This is a genomic window from Kitasatospora sp. NPDC093679 (genome assembly GCF_040683455.1).
Lineage (GTDB): Bacteria > Actinomycetota > Actinomycetes > Streptomycetales > Streptomycetaceae > Kitasatospora > Kitasatospora arboriphila.
This window is the reverse complement of record NZ_JBFBDW010000033.1, coordinates 80,721-86,940: the sequence shown is the minus strand read 5'-3', so window position 1 is coordinate 86,940 and position 6,220 is coordinate 80,721. Positions and strand designations below refer to the sequence as shown.

3 protein-coding genes are annotated in these 6,220 nt (G+C 74.8%); 2 read left to right on the top strand and 1 reads right to left on the bottom strand.

What is annotated here, in order from left to right; all coding sequences use genetic code 11:
* Nucleotides 1-148: 148 nt before the first annotated feature.
* Nucleotides 149-670 carry a hypothetical protein gene (locus AB0O09_RS25200; protein ID WP_363544645.1) on the bottom strand — a complete coding sequence of 174 codons (522 nt, stop codon included), beginning with the start codon at nucleotides 668-670 and terminating at the stop codon, nucleotides 149-151.
* A 1,291-nt stretch (nucleotides 671-1,961) separates the two neighbouring features.
* Here AB0O09_RS25200 and AB0O09_RS25195 point away from each other — a divergent pair.
* Complete coding sequence (locus AB0O09_RS25195) at nucleotides 1,962-4,700, top strand: toxin glutamine deamidase domain-containing protein (RefSeq protein ID WP_363544642.1); 2,739 nt, start codon at nucleotides 1,962-1,964, stop codon at nucleotides 4,698-4,700.
* Between the two features lie 65 nt (nucleotides 4,701-4,765).
* Nucleotides 4,766-6,190, top strand: coding sequence for an SUKH-4 family immunity protein (locus AB0O09_RS25190; RefSeq protein WP_363544640.1), 1,425 nt, complete (start codon nucleotides 4,766-4,768; stop codon nucleotides 6,188-6,190).
* Nucleotides 6,191-6,220 lie beyond the last annotated feature (30 nt).

The window sequence follows — 6,220 nt, the reverse complement described above, 5'->3', positions numbered from 1 at the left end:
TCGTGCGTCGGTTGTTGAAGGAGCTCCGTGAGGCGCTGATCGAGGCGATCATGGAGACGTTGAAGGATCCGATCGTGTCTGCGGTGCAGGCGATGGTCTCGGATCTGATCGCGCAGACGGTGAACCAGGGCTTCGGTGCGCAGGACGGCTATGACGTCGGCCGGACGGTGAAGAAGGGCTGGGAGGAGGGGAAGTCCTCCGCGGAGAACTGGAAGCAGACCTTCGGCGAGTCGCTGCGCGACGGGCTCGGCTCGCGGGCCGGCGGCGCCGCCCGGCACCACCTCGACAATGCGGCCGGACACGGCAGCAGCCACGGTGAGGGCGGCAGCGGCCACGAGAACGGCGGCAGCGAGAGCGGGAACGGCGGGGACTCCGGGTCGTCGAACTCCTCCAACTCCTCGGGCTCATCAGGCAGTTCTGGGCCGTCCCGCTCACCCGAATCCGGCGGCTCCTCCGGTTCCTCGGGCGACAGCGGATCGTCCGGCGGCTCGAACTCCTCCGGCTCGTCCGGGTCTTCGAGCCCGACCGGCAGCGGCTCGTCCAGTGGTGGTTCGTCGGGGAGCGGTTCGTCCGGAAGCGGGCGGCCGAGCGGTGGGGACGCGAGCACCGGCACCGACCACACCTCCTCGGGTGCTCCGTCCGGGACGAGCGGCGACTCCGGGTCCCACAACAGCAGCAGTGACGGCGGGTCCTCGACCCGGCACGGCAACGACGGCCGTGACGACCGGAGTTCGACACCGCTCGACCCGTTCGGCACCCGGCTGAGCTCCGACCCGGCGCCCGCGCCGGCAGCCCAGCACACCCCGTCCGGCAGTGACGGCACCCCGCCGTCCGGCTCGCACACCCCCTCCTCCGGCCCCGACACCGGCTCTCCCACGCACACGGGGACGGACGGGCGGTCGACGCCGGCCTCGGACGGGCCTGCTCCCGCGCGGCACGACGGTGCGGACACGCCTCCGGCCCACACGGGTTCGGATGGTTCTGGTTCGGCGCGGCACGACGGTGCGGACACGCCTCCGGCGCACACGGGGACGGACGGGCGGCCGACGCCGGCCTCGGACGGGCCTGCGCCGAGTCATCACGAGTCCTCGGACGGGCCGGCGCGTGCCGGTGACGGCCATGCGGACCGGTCCGGTGCGGACACTCCCCGGCCCGGGCCCGTATCGGCGCACCCCACTCCCGATGCCGCTCCCGCCCCGGCGCAGTCCCACGGCGGACCGCAGCACACCGGGGAAGGGCAGCCGTCGCACGGCACGCCGGACTCCCGTCCGGGGCCGGCCTCGGCCCACCCGACCCCCGACTCCGCTCCCGCGCCTGCGCACTCCGGTGACTCCCGTCCCCCGCACGGGCCGGTCCGCGGTGACGACGGAGCCTCCACGCCCTCGCACGGCGGTGCGGATCGCGGTACGGCGCCCTTGTACGGACCGGTGCGCGGTGGAGAGGCCACCCCGGCACCTGCGCACGCCTCCGACGGCGGACCGTTCCGACCGGGCGGCGACATCCCCTCCCAGCAGGACCGTTCCGGACCGGTCCCGGACTCCGCGCCCCACCACTCCACGCCCGGAAGTGCGCCGGCCCCGGACACCGCATCCGGTTCGCACGGCGCGGGCGACAGCCGGGGCGTGCCCTCGGGCGGCGGCGTTCCGCACGTGCCGTCGGCGGGCATCCCGTCAGCGGGCGGGCCGTCTTCGGGGCAGGACCACTCGCGCCCGTCCCCGTCCTCCTCGGACGGGCCGCACCGCGCCACGGTCGAGACGGCCTCCACGGCGGTCGCCGACGCCCCGCCCACGCACAGCCCGACCGCGGGACCGGACGCCACCCCGGGCCAGTCCGGTCCGTCCGGCCAGAACCCGGGAACGCCCACCGCCACCGGTCCGGTCGCGGCCGGGCCCGTTCCCGGTGCCGGTGTGCCCGGCTCCGGAACGCCGTCCGGCGGTACGCCACCCCGTCAGGGCGGTCCCGTGCCCCACACGGGCACCGGCGGTGACGGGCCGTCGGGCAACCGTCCCACCACCGTGCCCGGCCAGTCCGCCGGACGCCCGGAGCACGGCGACCGCCCGACCGGCCTCGGCCGCCAGCCCGGCGCGGACCGCCCCGGAACGGACCGTCCCGGTGCCGACCGCCCGTCCGCCGCTCCGCGCCCCGACGGGGGCCGGCCCTCGCGTCCGGACCCCCGGACGGCCGACCCGCGCAGCGCGGACCCGCGCACCGCCGACCAGCGGCCTTCCACCGACCGTCCGACCGGCACGGCGCCGCGCCCGAGCGGCGACGGCCCGGCGCGCACCCCGGACACCGCTCACCCCGACCACGGCTCGGAGACCCGCCCGGAGGACCACGGCAAGGCCGAGGACCACGCCAAGGGCGACGAGCAGGCCAAGCCCGAGGACCACGGCAAGACCGAGGACCACGCCAAGGGCGACGAGCAGCACCACCGCGACCCGGTCGAGGACGCAGACTCCCCCGCGGACCAGGACGGTCGCTCCGACGCCGACACACCCCCGCACGAGCGCCCGCTCTCCGACAGCCGCCCGTACGACACGCCCGGCGGCCTGGCCCGGGTGGAGGAGCACCACCAGCAGGAGCTGGAGCGGCGCATCCCGCGCAACCCGGACGGCACCCCGCAGCGCCACCCCGACCCGTACGGGGACTGGCCGGGGGCGGTCAACGGGGACGGGCACCGCGAGCCCGGCCGCGACAACAACTGCCTGGACGTGGCGCTGTCCAGCGCCGACACCTACAGCGGCAACCCGAGCGCCGCCGCGGCCCGCACGGACGACGGCAGCCCGGACGGCGAGCGGGGCGGCCGGGACCGTGCCGAGCGCCAACTCGGTGCGCCGTTCCGGGACCTGGGCAACGGCGACCAGGCGTTCCACCGGCTGGAGGACACCCTCCGCCAGTCGGGCCACGGCTCGCAGGCGGTCATCGTCACCCAGGACGCGCACGGCCGTGCCCACGCCTGGAACGTGGTCAACCACAACGGCAAGATCGTCTACCTGGACAACCAGACCGGCGCGCGGAGCGACAAGCCGCTCCACAACGGCGACCACGGCGTCTTCGCGATCCCGCTCGACGCCGACCGCCGGCCGATCACGTCCGACCACCGCCCTTCCGACCCCCGCGCGGGCTCGGACTCCCACGCCGGCTCCCCGACCCGCCCGGCCCGCGCCGACGGTGCCGACCGCCCCGACCGGACCGACCACCCCGACCGCCCCGGCCGGGACGGCGACTCCGCGGACCGCCGCCCCGCGGACCCGGCGGGCAAGACCAAGCACGACGAGGACGGGACGGAGTCGGACGGGGAGGCCGGGCCGCCCAAGAAGAAGCAGAAGCCGAGCCCCGACGACATGGAGGTGGACTCCGGGCACGGCCACACGCCGGGGGCCGGCCCCACCCACGACCCGGCCTCCCACGACGGCACCACGCCGCACGACACCGACATGCCGGACGCCGGAACCCAGGACTCCGGCACGCCGGACGACCGCCAGGGCTCGACGCCGTACCACGACGCCCAGCCCAAGGACCACACGCACTACAACATGCTCGGCGACGACGAGCAGCAGACCTTCCGCGAGCGCGAGAACGCCAAGGTCCGGCAGTCGGACCTGGACGTCGCCCACCAGTTCCTGCGGGACCGGTTCACCGACAAGTCGCTCGGCGACTTCCTGCAGGACACCGCCGACCAGGCCCGGCACAACAAGGACCACAAGGACGACCCCCAGGCGGAATTCCGGCTCGCCTTCGACAAGGAGCAGTTGGAGCACCGGCTGCCCGGCTTCAAGGACCTGCACCAGAGCGAGCAGGGTGCCGTCGTGGCGAGCCTAGGCCGGCTGAGCCTGTCCTACCACCAGCAGTACGCGGTCGGTTCGAGCCCGGAGCACGCCTCCGACCCGTACCACTACCGCGACGACCACGACCGGTCGGACATGTCGGAGATCGAGGCCGAGAAGCAGCAGAACGACAAGCACCACGAGGACGATCTGTCCCGCGGTGTGGCCACCCACCAGAACCACGACTTCTGGCAGGGCACCCGGGGCAACGAGCACCGCCCGCTCAAGGAGGGGGAGAAGCCCGAGGGCCCGAGCCCGGCCCGGCTGGTCCGCGAACACATGGTCGACCGGTACCGGGAGCTGCATCCCGACAAGGCCAACATGACCGACCGCCAGGTGGAGCTCGCGATCCGCCGGGAGACCATCGCGCACGTCAAGGGCGACCACCGGCCCGACTTCACCGGAAAGAACTACGCCGCGATCGAGGTGGTCGACAGCAACGGCAAGGTCCGGTACGTCGTGGACAGCTCGCTGCCGCCGGGCAGGGCCGGCATGCAGCCGGAGCACTCCGAGCCGCACCTGGGCCGCTGGATCGAACGCCTCAACCAGCGTGCGGAAGCGGGCGACTACACGGTGGCCAGCCTCTGGACGGAGCGCGAGCCCTGCGGCCAGGGCGCGGGCCACGGACACTGCTCGCGCTACCTGACCGAGTCGATGCCCGACACCGAGGTCGGCTACGGCGTCGGCTACCGCAAGGGCGACATGGCGGACGGCCACGACACCGCGGCCGAACGGGAGGCGGCGGCCGCCAGGATGGACCGGGACATGCAGGACCACCTCAACCGCCTCGGCGACCTGTGGTACGACATGGCCGTCAGCGGACAGCTGGACAGGAACCGGATCCCGAACCAGTACGTTCCGCCGCAGCCGTGACAATCGACCGCAGTGACAGCCGACCGCAGTGACCAACGCCGACCAGCACCGCCCACGGAGGCGCCATGACCCCCGGACCTGACCAGACCCCCGGCCCCACCGGTGGCTTCGACGTGCGCGAGCTGCCCGTGCTGATCGAGCGGCCGGAGTTCCTGGCACGGGTCGGCCGGGCGGAGCTGCTGGCGGCGATGGCCGAGTGCTGGCCCGACGGGGTGCCCGCCGGCACCCTCGCCGAGGACATCCACCACCTCGACCGGCTGGGCGTGCGGCCGGGCGCCGAGCAGGGCGCGGAGTGGCTCGCCTGGCTGCACCTGCTGCTCGTCAGCCACGGCCGGTCCGAGGACGCCGCCGCCCTGGTGGCGGCCGCGCCGCGGCTGCCCTGGCGCACGGTCTGGTCGCGCTGGGTCCCGCCGGGCGCCCGTGCCACCTGTTCGGCCCCCGGCGGCCGGGTGACCGGACTGCAGCTGGTGGAGCGCGACGGGCAGCAGCTGGTCCTCGCCCACGAGGCGTTCGTCCTGGCGCGGATGGAGCGGATGGAGCCCGACGACGAGGAGGGCTTCTACGAGTACGCGGTGGACCTGCGCACCGGCGAGCCGGTCGCCGGGCCGAAGCTCTACCGGCCGTACGCGCACGACGAGTTCCCCGAGGAGTACGTCCCGCTACTGCCTGCGGACCTGCCGCGGCGGGGCGAGGGGGCGACCAACGGGCCCGACGGCTGGGAGGGCGGGGCGAAGGCGCTCCCGGTCTGCCACGAGCAGGTCGGGCAGGCGGTCCGGACGGGTGCGCTCGCGGTCCTCGGCGGCGGCTGGGGGTACTACGCCGTCGAGATCGACGAGGCCGCGGCCGTGCTCGACGACGCGGCGACCCCGGTCTGGCCGATGCCCGCCGAGGACGACGTGACGACCCGGGTCGCCGCGGCGGAGCTGCCCGGCGCAGCCCGGACGGTGACCCGCGGCTGGTTGGCCGACCGGTTCGGAGCCGACCGCCTGTGGTCCGCCGACCCGGCCGAACTCCCCGACGGCCTGGAGCACGGCCCGACCCGCCGCTTCCTGACCGAGGTCGGCCTGCCCGCCGTCCGGATCCCGCTGCTGGACCTCAGCGGCGAGGTGCTCGCGCAGGAGGGCCTCGGCGAACTGCGCACCGAGGACTTCCGGGACGCCGACGAGGACGGCGACGACCGCGGCGAGTTCTGCTACCTGATCGCCAAGGACCTGGAGCGGCTGATCGTCGTGGACGGCGCCACCGGCCGGGTCGGCCTGTACGACCCCGACCGGTACGAGGGCGACTACGACAGCGGCCCGGTCGCCTCCTCCGTCGAACAGTTCGCCGCCCTGCTGCGGCTGTACGCGTCGTTCTACTACGGCGCCACCGCGGCCGAACTGGCCGACGCCGAGCGGGCGCTGCGGGTGTGGGCCGAGGAGCTCGACCCGGTGACGGCCTCCTCCACGTTCTGGCAGGAGGTCTTCCAGGACCGCGAGGACTTCGAGTGACCCCGCCCCGGTACGGCACGAGCCCGGAGA